Source organism: Streptomyces sp. NPDC059957 (assembly GCF_042730015.1).
GTDB lineage: Bacteria > Actinomycetota > Actinomycetes > Streptomycetales > Streptomycetaceae > Streptomyces.
In genome coordinates, this window is sequence record NZ_JBHWMB010000048.1 from 14,590 (window position 1) to 28,228 (window position 13,639).

15 protein-coding genes and 2 pseudogenes are annotated in these 13,639 nt (G+C 71.2%); 8 read left to right on the forward strand and 9 right to left on the reverse strand.

The features are described 5' to 3' along the window. Positions 1–83: 83 nt before the first annotated feature. From ACFWBW_RS27735 to ACFWBW_RS27745, 3 genes are read right to left on the reverse strand one after another with little or no spacing between them, the layout of a single operon-like run. Positions 84–1,475 (reverse strand): hypothetical protein, encoded by a 1,392-nt coding sequence (locus ACFWBW_RS27735; RefSeq protein WP_385377666.1) that lies wholly within the window; start codon positions 1,473–1,475, stop codon positions 84–86. A gap of 15 nt (positions 1,476–1,490) precedes the next feature. After that, positions 1,491–1,790, reverse strand: a complete 300-nt coding sequence (locus ACFWBW_RS27740; RefSeq protein ID WP_385377669.1) for a hypothetical protein — start codon at positions 1,788–1,790, stop codon at positions 1,491–1,493. Continuing rightward, positions 1,787–2,533, reverse strand: a complete 747-nt coding sequence (locus ACFWBW_RS27745) for a hypothetical protein (RefSeq protein ID WP_385377672.1) — start codon at positions 2,531–2,533, stop codon at positions 1,787–1,789. The genes ACFWBW_RS27740 and ACFWBW_RS27745 overlap by 4 nt, the downstream gene beginning before the upstream one ends. Positions 2,534–2,912: 379 nt before the next feature. On the opposite strand from ACFWBW_RS27745, the gene ACFWBW_RS27750 reads away from it, so the two are divergent. Further along, positions 2,913–3,128 carry a hypothetical protein gene (locus ACFWBW_RS27750; protein ID WP_385377675.1) on the forward strand — a complete coding sequence of 72 codons (216 nt, stop codon included), beginning with the start codon at positions 2,913–2,915 and terminating at the stop codon, positions 3,126–3,128. Positions 3,129–3,516: 388 nt separating this feature from the next. Here ACFWBW_RS27750 and ACFWBW_RS27755 read toward each other — a convergent pair whose 3' ends face one another. Then, positions 3,517–3,693 (reverse strand): hypothetical protein, encoded by a 177-nt coding sequence (locus ACFWBW_RS27755; protein ID WP_385377678.1) that lies wholly within the window; start codon positions 3,691–3,693, stop codon positions 3,517–3,519. A 575-nt stretch (positions 3,694–4,268) separates the two neighbouring features. Here ACFWBW_RS27755 and ACFWBW_RS27760 point away from each other — a divergent pair. Next, entirely contained in the window at positions 4,269–5,294 is a 1,026-nt protein-coding gene (locus ACFWBW_RS27760) for a PIN domain-containing protein (protein ID WP_385377681.1), read from the forward strand. Between the two features lie 207 nt (positions 5,295–5,501). Here the strand turns inward: ACFWBW_RS27760 and ACFWBW_RS27765 are convergent, their stop codons facing one another. Further along, positions 5,502–5,756, reverse strand: coding sequence for a GIY-YIG nuclease family protein (locus tag ACFWBW_RS27765; protein ID WP_385377684.1), 255 nt, complete (start codon positions 5,754–5,756; stop codon positions 5,502–5,504). 206 nt (positions 5,757–5,962) lie between these two features. On the opposite strand from ACFWBW_RS27765, the gene ACFWBW_RS27770 reads away from it, so the two are divergent. Beyond that, the gene (locus ACFWBW_RS27770; protein ID WP_385377687.1) at positions 5,963–6,595 is read left to right on the forward strand and encodes a suppressor of fused domain protein; all 633 of its coding nucleotides are present in this window, start codon (positions 5,963–5,965) and stop codon (positions 6,593–6,595) included. A 26-nt stretch (positions 6,596–6,621) separates the two neighbouring features. Here the strand turns inward: ACFWBW_RS27770 and ACFWBW_RS27775 are convergent, their stop codons facing one another. The 3 genes and pseudogenes from ACFWBW_RS27775 to rpmG all read right to left on the reverse strand — a co-directional run bounded on the left by ACFWBW_RS27775 (position 6,622) and on the right by rpmG (position 8,718). Continuing rightward, positions 6,622–7,209 (reverse strand): hypothetical protein, encoded by a 588-nt coding sequence (locus tag ACFWBW_RS27775; RefSeq protein ID WP_385377690.1) that lies wholly within the window; start codon positions 7,207–7,209, stop codon positions 6,622–6,624. A gap of 372 nt (positions 7,210–7,581) precedes the next feature. After that, positions 7,582–8,517, reverse strand: a pseudogene (locus tag ACFWBW_RS27780) (Tn3 family transposase); the annotation flags it as partial. Positions 8,518–8,553: 36 nt separating this feature from the next. Continuing rightward, positions 8,554–8,718 (reverse strand): 50S ribosomal protein L33, encoded by a 165-nt coding sequence (rpmG, locus tag ACFWBW_RS27785; protein ID WP_385377693.1) that lies wholly within the window; start codon positions 8,716–8,718, stop codon positions 8,554–8,556. Between the two features lie 73 nt (positions 8,719–8,791). On the opposite strand from rpmG, the gene rpmB reads away from it, so the two are divergent. From rpmB to ACFWBW_RS27800, 3 genes and pseudogenes are all read left to right on the forward strand, one after another. Next, complete coding sequence (gene rpmB, locus ACFWBW_RS27790; RefSeq protein ID WP_385377696.1) at positions 8,792–9,028, forward strand: 50S ribosomal protein L28; 237 nt, start codon at positions 8,792–8,794, stop codon at positions 9,026–9,028. Further along, positions 9,028–9,333, forward strand: a complete 306-nt coding sequence (gene rpsN, locus ACFWBW_RS27795) for a 30S ribosomal protein S14 (RefSeq protein WP_385377699.1) — start codon at positions 9,028–9,030, stop codon at positions 9,331–9,333. The genes rpmB and rpsN overlap by 1 nt, the downstream gene beginning before the upstream one ends. A 127-nt stretch (positions 9,334–9,460) precedes the next feature. Further along, a pseudogene (locus tag ACFWBW_RS27800) lies at positions 9,461–11,418 on the forward strand (potassium channel family protein). Here the strand turns inward: ACFWBW_RS27800 and ACFWBW_RS27805 are convergent. Next, positions 11,406–11,852 carry a hypothetical protein gene (locus ACFWBW_RS27805; RefSeq protein ID WP_385377702.1) on the reverse strand — a complete coding sequence of 149 codons (447 nt, stop codon included), beginning with the start codon at positions 11,850–11,852 and terminating at the stop codon, positions 11,406–11,408. The pseudogene ACFWBW_RS27800 and the gene ACFWBW_RS27805 sit on opposite strands and share 13 nt — an antisense overlap. A 377-nt stretch (positions 11,853–12,229) precedes the next feature. On the opposite strand from ACFWBW_RS27805, the gene ACFWBW_RS27810 reads away from it, so the two are divergent. Both ACFWBW_RS27810 and ACFWBW_RS27815 read left to right on the forward strand, forming a co-directional pair. Continuing rightward, on the forward strand, positions 12,230–12,844 hold the full coding sequence (locus tag ACFWBW_RS27810) for an RraA family protein (protein ID WP_385377705.1): 615 nt from the start codon (positions 12,230–12,232) through the stop codon (positions 12,842–12,844). A gap of 168 nt (positions 12,845–13,012) precedes the next feature. Beyond that, the gene (locus ACFWBW_RS27815) at positions 13,013–13,540 is read left to right on the forward strand and encodes a universal stress protein (RefSeq protein ID WP_385377708.1); all 528 of its coding nucleotides are present in this window, start codon (positions 13,013–13,015) and stop codon (positions 13,538–13,540) included. Positions 13,541–13,639: the final 99 nt, after the last annotated feature.

The window sequence follows — 13,639 nt, forward strand, 5'->3', positions numbered from 1 at the left end:
GAGGGGGAGGGGGGAGACCCAGTGGGGGTGGAACGTCGGGGAGTGCGGACGGGTACCCCCCCCCCCCCCCCCCCCGGCCCGGATCAAGATCCGGGCCGGGGCCCTTCTACGGTGCCGATGTCACCCTCATCCCGCGCACCGCTGCGGCGGCGGGAGGTGGTTTTCACCGGGTTCCTGCTGGCTGAAGCACCGAGGTTCGTGATTCTCGGGCCGCCGACGCCATCACTTCTGCCAGGAGAAGAGCGAGTGCAAGCGGCGCGGCCGTGATGGGAAGGATCCTGGGTGCCGCCCGGAACTTCACCTGTGTTGCAACGATCCCTGGAATCCGCCGTGACGGGTCGGGGGTGTTCTTCATACCGGCACTTCTTTTCCCCGGCTTCCGTCCCGGGTGAACGCCATTTCCCCTTGCGGCACTTGATGTCCGGAAATCCGGACACGCCCTTCCGGACAGCATGCAGGGGCTCCAGACCCCGGCGTGTTTCCAGGATACGGCGCCGCCCGGAGGGTTGTGCGCCCTCGGGGCGGCGCCGTCGGTGCGTCCGGGTCACATGGCCGCGACCGCCTTCGAGGGACGGCCCCAGCCCTGACTCCGGTCGATCGAGGCCGGCAGCGCCGGCTCCCAGCCGGCGGCCGCCAGGCCGGCGTCGTCGGAGGCCTGAGCCCGCGAGGACGGACAGTTGCAGCGCGTGCTCAATGCCCTCCGCCCAGGCGTTCCGTACAGCCCGGCGGACCTCGATGCGGGCCTGCAGCTCGGCGGTGCCGCCCTCTTCCTCCGTCAGGCGAAGCTGAGCGAGGGCGTGGCCGCGGGCAGCAACGTTGTCCAGGAGCACGGCGGCCTTCTCCGCGTCTGGCTCTATCGGAGCCCTGGAAGCTTTCGGCTGCACACCGCGGCGCAGTTGCTCCATGCGCGTGGGCAGTGGTTCCCAGGAGGGCTGGCCCATCATCTCGACATTGGTCTCGACGACCGTACGGGTCCAGGTACGGGCCAGACCGCGGGGCATGAGCGGCGTTCCGGCTGGAACTGTCTGGACATTCTGGTGGTTGTCGTGCAGGGAGACCCAGAGCACGGTGGCGGTGCCTTCGACCCGGGGCAGCAGCCGCTTCCGCTCGGGCAGCCAGCGCTTGAGGGCTCCCTTGGACAGGCCGGACAGGGGCAGGAGCCCACAGAAGGCGTCCGACTCGCTCCAGCCCTGGGGGCGGCGCACCACGCGCAGCTCTTCCAGGGCTGGGGAGAGATCCTCGATCCGGCGGGAGCACATCTCGCCCGCCCGGATGCCGGTGTCGCAGACCACGGCGCCAATGGCGAGCATCCGTAGCTGGCTGGTGGTCGCGTCCGGGGAGTCGGCCAGCTCGGTCAGCTGTGCCCGCAGGAGCGCCCGGGGGCGCTTGGCTACGGGCTTCTTTCGCGGCGGGTCCGGCTGCGGCGGCAGTTGGGCGTAGTCCTCGGCCCCGCGCGCGGTCACGAGCAGCCGCAAGATCTCCAGGCGGATCTACTCGGAGTTGTCGGAGCTCTTGGAGGGGTCGGCGGCCTTGCGTACGCGCAGCTGGCCGGTGCGGGCCAGGTGTAGGTAGGCCTGGACCGGCTCGGCGGTGAACAGCTTCGTGAAGTGGGCGTTGCCGTCGAGCGGGTGGTCGGTGTGGGCCAGGGCGCGGGTGTACTCACCCACCACCCAGTTCACCTGCCGGGCACGCGAGGCGGAGATCGACGGCCAGGACACGACCTCGTCCCCGGCCGAGCGCAGCAGTGCCGGCCACAGCAACGTTCGGTCGATGGTGGTGTAACCGCTCATGCCGTTGCCTCGCCCCGGGCTGTGGTGACCCGAGGAAGCGCGCGGGACTGGTCATCAAGCAGGGCCACCAGGTCGGTTCGGGCCTGCTCCGCAGCGACGGCCCGCTTGCCCGTCGGTTTCGGCGCGTCACCACCATAAGGCGCCAGCGCGTACCGGACGATCTCCAGCCGCTGGACCAGCGCCACCGGACTGGCACCCGACGCGAGGAGCTCTCCGATCGCGTGCACATCGAGCCGCGCCGTCCCGCCGACGGCCTCCAGGTTCCACGCGCCGGACGTGTCGAACAGCCTCTCGCTGACCTCACAGACGCGGTGCTCGTGCTCCACACACCACGCCTCTGCGGCCCGGCCCCGAGCCTTCTCCAGCCGCTGGGAGGCGACGTCACGGCCCTGGTGGGGCTGGGCGCCGCGCTCCAAGCGCAGCGCCCGGGTCTCGGCAGACTGCCGAGTTCCCAGGCCCAGCGCATCAGCGATCTTCTGCCAGGATGCGCCCCGGGTCCGAGCTGCCCCGATGAGCCGCAGCTCCATGCTGTCCAGTCGCTGGCGCGCCTCGTCCACCTGCGAGAGCGCTGCGAGGACGTCTTCCGCTGGCACCTCGCCCGGCTCCTGGCTTTGGGCGGCGTAGCCGTTGAGGGCGACCAGTGCGGCGGTGATCGCCTTCTCCGGGGGAAGTCTGCCGCCGAAGCGGTCGTCCTCGCTGCTTCCGTAACGCTCCAACAGGAGCTTCTCGGCGGCCCACTTCATCTAGCCGTGCTTCACATAGTCCTTCGCCATGCCTGTCAGCTTTCCACTGACAACAAGCATTTGTCAGCGAACCGCTGACATTGGGCAGTTCGCGGCTAGCCGCAGGTACTCACGGGCCGAAGTCGGTTTCATGATTTTTTAGGGCTCGCTCTGGGTTTCAATTCGCTCGACCAGTCTCGTCTTTGAGCGAATCCGGACCGGCACCCTCCGGCGGGTAGCCGTACCAGGCTGCCCAGTTGAAGAAAACGGGGGCCTCTGACTCGGTACAGTGGTGACACCTCTTCACCGTTCAGACGGGTCGACGGGGTGCTTGGAAGCAGCACGCCCCCGAGCACTTCGCAGACCTTTCGGGGCGTGCACTGCGAAGAGGAGGCGGCCCATGGCCACCACCGTCCAGCCCGGCAGCCAGCCGGAGGAGCCGAATAACCCGGACATCCGGGAGGCCGGCAAGGTGTGGCGGGACCGTCGCCGCAGGCTCGGGGGGAAGTTCCTCGACGGCGTGGCACAGGGAATGGGGGAGACGGTCGGCAAGCTCGCCGCCGCCGCCATCGTGCTCCTGGTGCTCGCGCTGATCGCGTGGATGGCCACCCTGTAACGCAGAACGGCCCCCACTAGGGGGGCCGCGTGATCACCCTGCGGTGACCTGCATGTGAAACGGCGTTCGTTCGACCCCATTCGTTTCTGAGGCGTGGGGGAAGAGCGGACGCTTTTTCATGCCCGGGACCAGCCCGGACACACATCACCATGCCTATGACGATGTGTGTTACTGCGGTCCCAGGTTAGCGCAGGTTCTACGAGATCAGGTCGATCTCGTAGACCTCCACGACGAACGACATGTCGTTCGCCTCCCCGTTCAACATCAAGGACAAGGCAACCGGAGCATGGGGGGAAACCACGACGTACACCCCCGCGGTCACAGGTGAGCAACTAATGTTGCGCCCACCAGGCCGGAACCCGGCCGGGTCGGCTGGGGCCCGGGGAGGTCACGCGGACGGGGTGGGCGCCTCGGTCGAGGCCTTGCCCGTCCTCGGCCTACGGGACTTCACCAGTACCTCGGCCGCGACCTCTTCGCCCAGTGCGGAGACGACCGCGCGGTCGACGGCGGCCCGCAGCAGATCGCCCCTCGTGACGATGCGGGACCGGTCCATCACGTCACCCATGCGATGGCACCGGGCTCCCCGAACGCAGGAGCGGTCCCTTCGGGATGTCGATCAGGACGCTCTGGTACCGGTGCCCGTGCACGCAGGGACGGTCCCACGGCGCCCGGGTTCGCGATTGGTTCCTGACGGTGGCTCTGTGGACCTCGGGCCGTCTGGACGTGAGCCACAGAACGCCGGCCCCGACAGGGCGGAGACGACCGACGGGCTGCGGTGGCCACCCGCATCACCGACCAGGCCAGCCCACATGTCCTCCTTTCACCCTTGAACCCGTCGTCGGGCTCGCGGTAGCCCCGCTGATCTTGGAGCCGGGGGCCCACCCGCCCTGGCGTTCGATGACGGCGTCGGCGTTGTGGGCGCGGGCTGCGGACTCGGTGACCAGTCCGCAGCGGGGCTGTGGCTGGTGTGCCGGATGTCGAGCTCCGCCCGGGCGCCTATGCGGGTGAGGTCGTCGCCGACGGTCTCGGCGACGACCCCGCCCTACAGCACGGATATCGACGAGATGCCAGCCTGAACAGCGCCTTTCAGGGGACCGAAATCCTGAGCCGGCCGGTCAACGCCCGCACTACGATGCGCGGATGAGCGAGCTGGTGCCGTCCAGACGGCGCACCCTGTATCAGCGCGGGCCGCTGCGCCGCGCGCTGCTGGACACCTCCGTTTTGACCTCGGACGTCATCGCGGCCACCCGGCGGCGGGACCCATCGTCGATCGTGGCCGGGGCGCGGGCGGGGACGGTGCGATGCCTGATCCCGGTCCACGTTTGGGAGGAGGTGCCGCGGGTGCTGGGCGACCGACACCGCGAGGGCGGCCGGTTCGACCTGGGGCAGGCGCTGGCGCTGTGGCACTCCCAGTACCTGCCCGTCCTGTGGGTCGTGGACGCCGCTGGCCTACCGATGACCCCGGAAGCTGAGGTGCTTGCCGGGCGGGATGCCTCGGATGTGCCGATGCTGCTGCTGGCCGGGGTGATCGCCCCGGTGGTCACCATCGGGACCGACAAAGACCTGGTCGCCAGCGGGCTCGCTGATGCCGACTACGTCGCCTTGCGCGCGGCCTTGGGGAAGGTGGGGGTGACAGAGGGCCGGATGGCCGATCTGGAACGGCAGGCCGGTGTCCTGGCGAATGTGACCGGTCGCCTGGTCAAGGCCGTGGTGAATCAGGCGACCGAGCATCTCAGCGTTCGGCAGACGGTGGCAGCTGTGGCGTTGGCGGGCACGGTTGTCGGGGCGTTGGTCTGGCAGGACCGGAGGCACCCGCGTCCGCGCGTCCTCGTGCAGCGGCAGCGGACGTTGCACGTGGTGTTGAAGCATGCCTGGAAGGGCCTGGAGGCACTTGAGGTGAAGCACACCCAAGGTGAGGACCGGTGGCACCAGGCGGAGCGGGGCATGCCTGGGGACACGTTGCTGCACCGGGTCGCCCGGACGCTGGTCGGTTCCCCGGATCCCATGACCCGCACGGCGATAGTGGAGCGCCTGGGCGGGCACGTCCCTGGTGCGGGTCACGTCGAGCAGATGGCGGCCGTCCGGGGTGTATTGACCGCACACCCGATGTTCGCGGACGTCTCGGGGCGGGGGCACTGGCAGGTCGGCCGCCTCGGTGGCCCGTAGCCGGACAGGCGCCGACATGGGGGGAGCGGCCCCGACAGGCGGGCGCCAACGACACCCATGCCACGGCGTTCTGTGCGCGAACCTCGTCTGCGTCTTGGCCCTGTGCCGTGCGCACCGGACCGACACCGTCGACATGGTCCGCGCCCTGTCCGCGCTCGTCGCCTTCACCCGGTTCCACTGGAAGAAGTCACAACGTGACTGTGGTCGTCACTGCCGGATGGCGAACCCCATATGGGAGAGCGCGTCCAGGACGACCGTGACCGGGTCCCCGAGAGGTGTCAGGTCGAACCACTCCCCGCTCACCCGCCGCTCCGCGAAGTGGGTGTGCAGCTGGGTCTCGTAGTCACCCTCGACGTCCAGGTGCGGCAGAAGCCGGGCAGGCTGCCCCGTCTGGAGCTGTGCGACCCGGGACTTGAGCGTGCCGGTGGTCTTCCCGATCTTGGTGAGGGGAGAGCCCTCCATACCGACGAGATACGTCCGTACGCCCCTGCCCGGCTGCCGGGGCAGGGGCGCGGCGGGAGCCGGCGGGGCGGCTCCGCCTCCAGCTCTCCCTCCCAGTCCTCGATGTCCTCCGGGGCAACGTGACGCACGAGGGGCGTGCTGCGGCCTCGGGGCTGGTAGGCCCGCATGTTCCGGTGTCGCGTATTCGGGGTTGATGCCCACGACTCATGACGCTGGGTGAGCAGTCGGGCCGGTTGATTAAGGTCTGGCATGATCGCGCGGTGAGTGATGCGAGGGTGGTGGCCGCAGAGGCCGTTGAGGCGCATGTCCGGGCGTTCTTCGAGGGGCATTCTGTAGAGGTCGTTGTCCGTGACCTTGGGCCGGACCGGCGCGAGATCGTGTCCGACCTGCGGGTTCTCGTTGTGGGCCCTGGTCCGCGTAGCGACAGTTGGGCCTATGTGACCGCCGGATGCTGGGCCGCCATGGAGAAGGACGGTCACGGGCTTGAGTTCGTCTTGACGGCTCACGTCCGCGACCAGCGGTTCATCGACCTCATGGCCATGATCGCCTATTACCACTGCGGAGGGCACCAGCTCGATCTGGAGCACAGCATGCCGATCGGTGAACCATGGGTGCCTGGCTCGACCTGCGACCACCTGCTGATCAGCCTGCCCTATCTTCACGGACCCGATCTTGAGCATTGTCCGCTGCCTGGGGGACACGCTCGCATCCTCTGGACCCTGCCTGTGACGGCAGCCGAAATCGGGTTCCGCAGACGTCAGGGTCATGAGGCGTTGGAACAGCTCTTCGATGAGGCGGAGATCAATCCTATTGATCCTTTCCGGGCATCGGTGGTGTGAGGCGTTCGTCGAACCTTTCCCGGCGGTCACCGCTTGTGATCACCAGGGGCGTAACGGCTCCAGGTTCCACCGGCTTCGGTGGCCAGATGCATGGTGGTCTTGTCGTGGTAGCCGAACGCCTTCGCGATGACGGGGGCGGGGGCCTGGAGGACAAGCTGGCGGATAGAGGAGGCCCGGCCGCGCTGCGGTGGGATACCGATTTCACGAAGACGGTCCTGCAGGCTCGTCTGGTGCATGGGCTGACCGGCTTGGCGGCCGGGGAACAGCCAACCGGAACTCCGGCTGCTCGCGTAGGCGAGGTTCGGGTGTTCTGCGAGGTAGCAACGCATGAGGTCGGCAACGGGAGCCGGCAGCGGGGATGGTGGATCGCCGAGCCGAACCGTGACTGTGGTGCCGTCGTCGACGATGTCATCGGTGGTGAGGCGGACGATCCGGCTGACTGGTTGCGCGTAGAGCAGTACGAGTGCGGCGGCGACTCGGCTCCGCAGCGGCGGGCTGTCATCGTTCAGGACACGCCGGAGCAAGGTGAGACGCCGGTGCTGGTGCATCGGAGTCTGGTCCTGCTTGACGACGTGGGTAGGCAGGACGAGCCGTGGCATCGTGCCGGCTTCCATGCACCAGCGGAGAAAGACCTGTGCCGGGCGTCGGGTGGTGTACTTCTCCGTGTGCCAGGCGTCGAGATCGGCTTGCTGGCAGTGATCGAGAGGCGCCGATGAGCGTGTAGCCGGGCACGTCGGCGTACTGCCAGATCGCGGTGTCCCGGAAGAACTGGGGGAGGCCGGAGATCCGTTGGATGCGGGACATCACTCCGAGCGGCTTGCCGGTCCTCTCCGTCGGCGCCTCCGCGATGTGGCCGATCCAGCCGAGGCAGTGGTCCCGTGTGACGTCGGCGAAGGTGGTGATCTCAGGGTGGTTCGCGCTGAGCCAGTTGCCGCGGTCGAGGAGCCAGACAAGGAATGCGCCGGCCTGGGTGACCTGCTGGTTGCCCGGCCGCTCGGCAGGACGTTCAGCGACACCCGCGCCTCCGCGCCCGCAGACTGGAGGCGCTCGGCCATCTGCTTCCAGCCCGCGTCCAGGGCCCGCACCAGCTCCGCCAGGTGCTCGGTGACGGGCATGTCCAGGCTCAGGCCCGCCAGCACGTCCTCGCGCACCGCATCCCACTGGGCCCCGTCCAGGAGCCGGGCCCGCGGGTCGGACCAGCGGTGCGAGGGTGAGGCGAACACGTCCCGGCGCTGAAGGGCTCGGTGCAGTTGCTCCAGCACGCAGAGCACGTAGGCGTCCCGGTCCACCGCCCCCTGCGGCAGATCCGTGTTCGCGTAGACCGCCTTGCGCCACGCGGCCGGTATGAGCTTGTCGTCGACCTCGCGCGGCAGCAGCGGCTTGCCCTTCACCCGCCGCCGCGCCAAAGCGGGCAGCCGCTTCACCCCGGCCAGCACCCGCGCGCCGCCGGTCGCCGCCGCGAGCGCCTTCGACTCGCCCAGCAGCGCCAGGAACGGCCGCACCGTGTTGTAGCGGGTGGTCAGAGCCGCCCGTATCGCGACGTCGGCCGAGCCCTCGCCCTCGGGCACCAGCGAGACCACCAGCGCGGCCGCGCTCATCACCGCCGCCCGCGGCGCGACCTCCTCGACCGCCGCCCACAACGCGCCGGTGTCCACGTCGGTGCCGTGCGTCTCGACCAGCTCCAGCTCCTCGAACAGCACCTTCGCCGCCAGTGCGAGCGTCCGTGACGCCTTCTCCAGCTGCGGCAGCGTCGACGGACACTCCTTCTCCGTCTTCCGCTTAGCCGTACTGATCAGCCGGGTTGCCATCAGCACCTGGAACAGGTCCAGGGCCTCGTCGGTGGCCTTTGCCTCCAGGTGCCGCATCACCGCGGTCGGCATCGCCGTGCGCTTGGGCTCCTCGGCCCGCGTGCGCAGCGGGGCAGAGCCGGGCGGAGCCGGGTGGGGCCGGGCCGTGGATCAGCGTTCCTCGCGGAAGTCCACGTGCCGTCGTACGACCGGGTCGTACTTGCGCAGGGTCATCCGGTCGGGGTCGTTGCGCCGGTTCTTGCGGGTGACGTAGGTGAAGCCGGTCCCCGCGGTCGAGCGGAGCTTGATGATCGGGCGTACTTCGTTGCGTGCCATGTGGGTACTATATGGGAATGGTTTCCATTTCCAATACGGTGGCCGGTGGCCGTCGCGAGAGGCAGGCCACGCCATGTCCGCCCACTGCCAGCTGACCGGGGCCGAGCCCGGCTTCGGCAACAAGATCTCCCATTCGCACCGTCGCACCTCGCGGCGTTTCGACCCGAACATCCAGCACAAGCGCTACTGGCTGCCGAGCGAGGGGCGCCATGTCCGCCTCACCCTCAGCGCCAGGGCGATCAAGACCATCGACGCGATCGGGGTCGAGGCGGCCGTGGCGCGGATCCGCGCCCGGGGGGTGAAGGTCTGATGGCCAAGCAGGGGAAGATCGCCAAGAACGAGAAGCGCAAGGCCCTCGTCGCCCGGTACGCCATGCGACGCGCCGAGTTGAAGGAGGTGCTGCGCAAACCCTCCTCCGGAGAGTCCGAAAGGGCCGCCGCGCAGAGGGAGTTGCGACGCCAGCCGCGCGACGCCAGTGCCACGCGGGTGCGCAACCGGGATGCCGTGGACGGGCGGCCGCGCGGGCACCTGCGGAAGTTCGGGCTGTCCCGGGTGCGGATGCGGGAACAGGCCCACGCCGGGTTCCTGCCGGGAGTGACCAAGTCCTCCTGGTGACGGTGGAGTCGGGCCGCGCCCGCTTCACGGCGCGGCCGCCGACGGACCGGACCGGCCGGCACGGCATGCTGGGGCGGTGTCCTCTCCTTCCGCGCATCCTCACCAGCAGACCGACTCCGCCGACCTGATGGTCGTGTGCGGGGACGACGGGCTCGCCCACCGGCTGGCAGCGGAGCTCCGCGACGTGTACGAGGAGCGGGTGACGCTGGTCGTGCCCGCCGTCCGCGAGGTCCGGCCCGGGGCGGGGCCCGGACAGGGCCGGACCCGGACCCGGGTCGGGGCCGGGCGCGCACTGCTGGGGCGGTTCCCGGCCGCGCGGAACCGCACGGCCGCGGCGGGCCGGGCCGCCGCGGGGGAGGTGTCCGTACCGGAACTGCGGGTGCTGGAGGCCCCGCCCCCGACGAGGAGGCGCTGGCCGCCGCCGGGGTGGCCGGGGCGGCCGCGCTGGCGCTCGTGTACGAGGACGACGAGACGAACGTACGGGCCGCCCTGGTCGCCCGGCGGCTGAACCCCAGGCTGCGGCTCGTCATCCGCCTCTACAACCGCAAACTCGGCCAGCACCTCGAGGAGTTGCTCGACCAGGCGGCGCTCGTCGCGGAACCAGGGCTCGACCGGCGGGGGCTCGACTCCGCCACGACCGTGCTCTCCGACGCCGATACGGCCGCCCCCGCCCTCGTCGCCTCCGCCGTCGCCGGCACCAGCAAGGTGATCCAGGCCGACGGGCTGCTCCTGCGCGCGGTGGAACGCACACCTCCCGGTCCCGGCGAGGTCGCCGACCCGGGCCTGTGCACCCTGGCCCTGCTCTCCGCCACCGCCGTGGACCCGGCCGGCGCCGACGGCTCGGAACTCGGCGGGGACCGGGGCCCGCAACTCCTCCCGGACGCCCGGTCCGTGGCGGCCGCGACCGGGCGGGGGATCGTCGCGCTGGAAGCGGTCTCGCACGCCACGGCCGGACCGGAAGGGCGGCGGCTGAACCAGGTCTCCCTGCCGGTGGGTTCACTGTTCTCCCGCAGGCTCCGCTGGTCGCTGGCCGGGATCACTGCCGCCGTCGGCGCCCTGGCCGTGGCCTCCTCCCTGGTCACGGGGGACACCCCGCTGCACGCCGTCTACCTGACCCTGCTCGATGTCTTCGCGATCAACGACCCCGCGCTCGACCAGCCCACCGAGCGGCAACTCCTGCAAATCCTGGCCGGCTTCGTCGGGCTGCTCCTGCTGCCCGTCCTGGTCGCGGCGGCGCTCGAAGCACTGGGCGCCTTCCGGACCGCCACGGCCCTGCGCAGGCCGCCGCGCGGACTCTCCGGCCACGTCGTGCTGCTCGGCCTCGGCAAGGTCGGCGCGCGGGTGCTCGCGCGGCTGCGGGAGCTGGGGATCCCCGTGGTGTGCGTGGAGTCCGACCCCACGGCCCGCGGGATCGCCCTCGCACGGCGCCTGCACGTACCCGTCGTGGTCGGCGACGTCACCGACGAAGGGGTCCTGGAGGCCGCCCGGATCCACCGCGCCGACGCCCTGCTGGCGGTGACCAGCTCGGACACCACCAACCTGGAGGCCGCGCTGTACGCCCGCTCGGTGAAACCCGACGTGCGGGTGGTGATGCGGCTGTACGACAACGAGTTCGCCACCGCCGTGTACCGCACCCTGCGCGAGGCCCACCCGACGGCCCTCACCCGCAGCCGCAGCGTCTCCCACCTGGCCGCGCCCGCGTTCGCCGGGGCGATGATGGGCCGCCAGGTGCTCGGTGCGATCCCGGTCGAGCGCAGGGTGCTGGTGTTCGCGGTGCTGGAGGTGGCGGGCCATCCCCAGCTGGAGGGCCGCACCATCGCGGACTCCTTCCGGCCCGGCGCCTGGCGGGTCGTGGCCCTGGACACCGCCGCCCCGGCGAACCGGCGGCCCGGACTCGCCACGGAGCCGGGATACGACACGGCCAGGCGGCCCGCCCTGGTGTGGGACCTGCGCCCCGGCCACGTCCTGCGGCCGCAGGACCGCGTGGTCGTGGCCGCCACCCGGCGCGGACTGGCGGAACTGCTCGGCCGCGGGCCGGCCCGTACGGCCGGGGCCGCGGACACGGGGGCGGGTCAGCCCGGCTGAGCCGCCGGCGGGACGTCGCCGGTGGGCAGGAGGACGTGGTGGGTGCCGTGGCCGGCGGCGTCCACGTGCACCACGTGCGCGCCCACGCGCACGGTCTGGGTGCCCGCGGCGGTCCAGCAGCCCGAGGGACCCCCGGAGTGCGGCAGCGGGGACCAGACCTCCAGGAAGGTGCTGCCGTCGAGGTTGGTGCCCGTTTCGATCAGGCCGTCGCCGTCGCCGTCGGGGCGCAGGGCTCCGACGTCATGGCCCGGCGCTCCGACATCGTGGTGGAAGGTGACAAGCGCGCCGTCGTACGAGGTGGTTCCGGCGAACCCGCGGCTGTCCGCGTAGAGGGCGTCGGTCTGGAGCCACACGACGTGCTCGGTCTCCCGGAGCGGGCCGCCGTTCCGGCTGATTCCGGCGCGGATCCAGGCACCGTGGGAGGGCGCGTCCATGGGCGGGGCCTCAGACCCGCTCGGTGTGGACGCCGGCGGACTTCACGCGTGGGGTGGGACAGATCTCCATGTCCCCACAGTATCGGCGGAGTGGCCGGAGTGGCCGGAGTGGCCGTCGCGCCGGACGGGCCAGGAAAGGGCTGCTCCGTCCCCTCCCGTCCCCTCCCGTCCCTCCCCGCCCCGGTTCGGGGACGCTCGAGTACAGCTGCGGCATGGGCATGAACGGCGGCCGGATCACCTTCGAGAGCCAGTTCAAGAGTCAGGAGGGCGGCCCGCACCGCCGTCGACACGGCGGCGCAGTACGCGCCGTGATCCGTGATCTACGATCTCGGTGCCCGGTGGGCCCGGGAATACCGGAGTTGAAGAAGAGGACCGACATGGACAACGGTTTCACGGGCGTCCCGCCCACCACCCTCGCCGACCTCCTCGGTCGCGAGCAGGTCATGGACATCGGCATCCGCCCGCTGTGGGACTCCCCGCGCGTCGCGGGACCCGCGTACACGGTGCGGTGCGAGCCCGGGGACAACCTGATGCTGCACGCGGCCATCTACCGCGCCGAGCCCGGCTCGGTCATCGTCGTGGAATCGGGCGACCTGGACTACGCCCTGGCCGGCGGCAACGTGTGCGCCGTCGCCCAGCGCCGCGGCATCGCCGCGTTCGTGCTCGACGGGCTGCTGCGCGACCTCGCGGAGGTCCGCGAAGCGGGCTTCCCCGTCTTCGCCCGCGGAGTCGTTCCCGTCCCCGGCGCGAAGAAGAAGCTCGGCTCGCTCGGCGGCCCGGTCCGGGTCGGCGGCGTGAGCGTGCACCCCGGCGACATCGTGGTCGCCGACGAGGAGGGCATCGTGGTCACCCCGGCCGCCCGGCAGGAGGAGATCCTGAGCGCCGCCCTGGACAAGCTGGCCAAGGAGGCCGGGGAGTCCCTGGACGCCTGGGAGGAGCAGCACCGCGCGCGCATCGAGAAGGCGCTGGGCGAACTCGGCTTCACCGGCTGATCGCACGCGCCGACCGCACGTGCGCCGGGTCCCCGTGTCAGGGAGCCGTCAGGGCTTCCGCATCCCGCGTCAGGGGTCCGTCAGGAGTCCGCCGCGAGAGGGCCCAACGGGCCGTCGCCCTCGTTCCCTTGAGGGGACGGAGCAGCAGCGGACGGGGAGGACGGCCAAGTGCGGGGACGAGTCGTGGTGGGGGTCCACGGATCCCTCGGGAGCCTGACGGCATTGCACGCGGCGCACGCCGAGGCCCGGGCGCGAGAGGCGGAACTGTGGGTCGTACTGGCCTGGCAGCCGCCGCTCGGCGGCCCGGGCGCCCGGCGCGGCGGGGGAGGGGCCCCGCTGCTGACCGCCTCGCGGGACGCGGCGGTCGAGCGGTTGCGGGAGGTCCTCGACACCGCCTTCGGGGGTTCCCCGGCGGGCGTGACCCTGGCCGGGCCGGCGGTGCGGGGCACCCCGGGCGCGGCCCTGGTGGGTACCGTCCGGGATCCCGGTGACCTGCTGGTGGTGGGTACGGGACCGCGCCGCCCCCTGCTGCGCGCGCTGCGGCCCTTGGTGTCCCGGTACTGCCTGGCGCACGCCCCCTGCCCGGTGCCGGCCGTGCCGCCCGGTCCCCTGCGGGCCGACCTGAACGCCGTACGCCGCCGCATCGTGTGGCGGTGGCCCCTGGACGCGGGAGAGCTGCTCCGGCGGGCGGCGTGACCCGGAGCGTGGCATGACCCGGCCCCGAGGGGGGGACGCGAACGGGGGGGGGGCCGGGGTTCTTGGGGGGGTCCCCGGGTGGGCCCTTTTTTCCCCCCG

What these genes read in the sequence shown, in the direction of transcription:
- ACFWBW_RS27740 (WP_385377669.1), bottom strand. Translation starts at nt 1,790, where the DNA reads ATGAGCGGTTACACCACCATCGACCGAACGTTGCTGTGGCCGGCACTG.
- ACFWBW_RS27745 (WP_385377672.1), bottom strand. Translation starts at nt 2,533, where the DNA reads ATGAAGTGGGCCGCCGAGAAGCTCCTGTTGGAGCGTTACGGAAGCAGC.
- ACFWBW_RS27750 (WP_385377675.1), top strand. Translation starts at nt 2,913, where the DNA reads ATGGCCACCACCGTCCAGCCCGGCAGCCAGCCGGAGGAGCCGAATAAC.
- ACFWBW_RS27755 (WP_385377678.1), bottom strand. Translation starts at nt 3,693, where the DNA reads ATGGGTGACGTGATGGACCGGTCCCGCATCGTCACGAGGGGCGATCTG.
- ACFWBW_RS27760 (WP_385377681.1), top strand. Translation starts at nt 4,269, where the DNA reads ATGAGCGAGCTGGTGCCGTCCAGACGGCGCACCCTGTATCAGCGCGGG.
- ACFWBW_RS27765 (WP_385377684.1), bottom strand. Translation starts at nt 5,756, where the DNA reads ATGGAGGGCTCTCCCCTCACCAAGATCGGGAAGACCACCGGCACGCTC.
- ACFWBW_RS27770 (WP_385377687.1), top strand. Translation starts at nt 5,963, where the DNA reads ATGACGCTGGGTGAGCAGTCGGGCCGGTTGATTAAGGTCTGGCATGAT.
- ACFWBW_RS27775 (WP_385377690.1), bottom strand. Translation starts at nt 7,209, where the DNA reads ATGGAAGCCGGCACGATGCCACGGCTCGTCCTGCCTACCCACGTCGTC.
- rpmG (WP_385377693.1), bottom strand. Translation starts at nt 8,718, where the DNA reads ATGGCACGCAACGAAGTACGCCCGATCATCAAGCTCCGCTCGACCGCG.
- rpmB (WP_385377696.1), top strand. Translation starts at nt 8,792, where the DNA reads ATGTCCGCCCACTGCCAGCTGACCGGGGCCGAGCCCGGCTTCGGCAAC.
- rpsN (WP_385377699.1), top strand. Translation starts at nt 9,028, where the DNA reads ATGGCCAAGCAGGGGAAGATCGCCAAGAACGAGAAGCGCAAGGCCCTC.
- ACFWBW_RS27805 (WP_385377702.1), bottom strand. Translation starts at nt 11,852, where the DNA reads ATGGACGCGCCCTCCCACGGTGCCTGGATCCGCGCCGGAATCAGCCGG.
- ACFWBW_RS27810 (WP_385377705.1), top strand. Translation starts at nt 12,230, where the DNA reads ATGGACAACGGTTTCACGGGCGTCCCGCCCACCACCCTCGCCGACCTC.